Source organism: Rhizorhabdus argentea, assembly GCF_037861105.1.
Classification (GTDB): domain Bacteria; phylum Pseudomonadota; class Alphaproteobacteria; order Sphingomonadales; family Sphingomonadaceae; genus Rhizorhabdus; species Rhizorhabdus argentea.
Genome location: NZ_JBANFK010000055.1, coordinates 1 through 2,286 on the forward strand (window position 1 = coordinate 1; position 2,286 = coordinate 2,286).

Genomic DNA, 2,286 nt, shown 5'->3' on the forward strand with positions numbered 1-2,286 from the left:
GGCCGCTGCACCGATCGCTGTGCGTTCAACATGCGGTATATCCGCCATCAACGGCAAGCGCGGCGCCGTTGACGAACGCAGCCTCGTCGGAGAGCAGCCACTTCACCGCATAGCCAACTTCTTCAGCTGTGCCGAACCGCCCGATGGTGTGCCGCGCCAGGACCATATCCCTGTACGGCTTGTAGTCGTCGTTGGTCAGGAAGTCCTGCACCGGCGGCGTATCGATCATGCCGGGCATGACGGCATTGACGCGCACCCCGGTCACCGCTGCCTCGCAGGCTGCGCTGCGGGTGGCGCCAAGGACGCCATGCTTCGAGCCGCAATAGTCGGCCGCATTGGGGGTGCCAAGCATCCCCTGGGTCGAGGAGTTGTTGACGATTGCACCGCCTCCTGTCCTGCGCATGGCGATGATCTCGTGCTTCATGCACAGGAACACGCCTTTCAGATTGACGTTGAGCACGCGGTCCCAATCCGCCTCGCTGAGATCCTGGAACGCGAGGCCTGCCATGACTAGACCCGCATTGTTGAAGGCACCATCGATACGGCCGAAGGCCGCGACCACGCCGTCCATCATCGCCTTGACATCGGTCTCGGATGTCACGTCTGCCCGCATGGCTTCGGCAACGCCGCCTTCGGCGCGAATGAGGTCTGCCGTCTTGGCAGCCGTGGCGGCTTGGTGAGACGCCGCGAAGACCTTTGCTCCCGCCCTGGCGAGAACCAGCGCGGTCGCACGTCCGATACCCGAGCCCGCGCCTGTTACCAGGATCGCCTTGTTAGCAAGCATTTCCTTCTCCCTATCCTCGACTGAGACCACATACGGGTCCTCGTGGTAAATTTCTCATGGTTGCCATGGCCGGTCCAGTCGCCGCCCTTGTTGCCGTCCAGCAGGCGGGCTCCCACTCGCGGGGTGTCCGCGTGCTTCGTACAGGCGTCATGGCGCTTAATGAGGCCACACCGATGGCCCGCTTCTGGCCCGCCTCGATCATGACATCCCCGCCATCGAACCTGGAGAGTTTCTGTCATCCCAGCAGCCGGACCGGGTTCGACCCATCCCAATCCACCGCAGCGTCCGCGATCATCTTGCCCAGGCCATCCATCGCCGCGCCGCGCTGCACCACCTCCGTCATGCAGCCGATCAGATGGCGGGTATCGAAATAGGCGAAGCGGATCCCTCCGGTGTCCGCTTCCTGGGCGACCTCGACGCCCATCGCGGCGAATCGCGTGCGCTCCGCTTCGAGATCGTCTGTAATATAGCATTGGTGGTGGTAGAATTGCCCACCGGCAGGCGCCATGTCGCGGTAGACGTTGGGACCCGTGCTTTTCGGCTGGATCAGTTCCACCTGGATCGGACCGGCCTGGCAGATCGCGATGTCCATCACGATCTCGGCGGCCTTGCCGCGATAACGAAAATTGTCAGGTGACGCGTTCCGGATGACGAAAAACGGCCCGGTCTGCTCCATCTTCAGCCAGCCTTCGATTGCGGCATCCAGATCATCGACCACATAGGCCGCCTGCATCACCTCTTTCGTCTTGTACATCTTCACCTCTCCTCTTCCCGGGTCACGCGCAACCTAGAAGCTATGCTCTAGACGCAGGCCATAGGCCCCTGTTGCTCGGCCCAACGCATCTGCTATGCCAAGATCATACGCCGTATAACGCTTGTTACAAGTAGGAAATTGCAACTGATGTCTCTTCCAGTCGATCGAAGCCAGCGTCGTACAGAGGTGGCGGAGGCAGCATATGACATCGTGGCGACGCAAGGCCTCGATATGCTCACCATCCGCGCGGTTGCGAAGGCAAAGGGGTGCAGCACAGCCATCGTGAGCCACTACTTCGCAGGCAGGCAGGATCTCCTGTCCGCGGTTTATCGCCTTGCCTCCGAGCGAACCTTTGCGCGGTGGGAAGCTGTCGAGGCCGCGGGCGGCGGCCTTTGTGCATGCCTGACGGAGGTGCTTCCTACCGACACTGAAATGAGGCGGTACTGGCGGGTGCATCTCTCGTTCTGGGGCACGGTGGGAACCGATCCCGAGCTCGGCTCGATCCACAGCGCGATGCTCGAGCGCAGCAAAGCGAATGTTCGCCGCGTAATCGCCCAGGATCCCTTATTTTCCCGGTTCGAACGAATGGACCTGGAAAGCCTGATCCGCCAGATTCTGGCGTTGCAGGCGGGTATTGCCACGCAAGCGGCCATCAGCGAAACCTACTGGCCGGCGAACCAACAGATTGCAGACCTCGAGAGCGGCTTGGCCAAACTTCTCGCAGTCGGGTAGTTACAATTTCGGGGGC

3 protein-coding genes are annotated in these 2,286 nt (G+C 61.6%); 1 reads left to right on the forward strand and 2 read right to left on the reverse strand.

The window, feature by feature from the left end:
* Positions 1–25: 25 nt before the first annotated feature.
* Both AAC645_RS20330 and AAC645_RS20335 read right to left on the reverse strand, forming a co-directional pair.
* Positions 26–784, reverse strand: coding sequence for an SDR family NAD(P)-dependent oxidoreductase (locus AAC645_RS20330; RefSeq protein WP_340318402.1), 759 nt, complete (start codon positions 782–784; stop codon positions 26–28).
* A 235-nt stretch (positions 785–1,019) separates the two neighbouring features.
* Positions 1,020–1,538, reverse strand: a complete 519-nt coding sequence (locus AAC645_RS20335) for a VOC family protein (protein WP_340318403.1) — start codon at positions 1,536–1,538, stop codon at positions 1,020–1,022.
* Between the two features lie 147 nt (positions 1,539–1,685).
* Between AAC645_RS20335 and AAC645_RS20340 the strand changes: the two genes are divergently transcribed.
* Positions 1,686–2,270, forward strand: a complete 585-nt coding sequence (locus AAC645_RS20340) for a TetR/AcrR family transcriptional regulator (protein WP_340318404.1) — start codon at positions 1,686–1,688, stop codon at positions 2,268–2,270.
* The last annotated feature ends 16 nt before the right edge of the window (positions 2,271–2,286 follow it).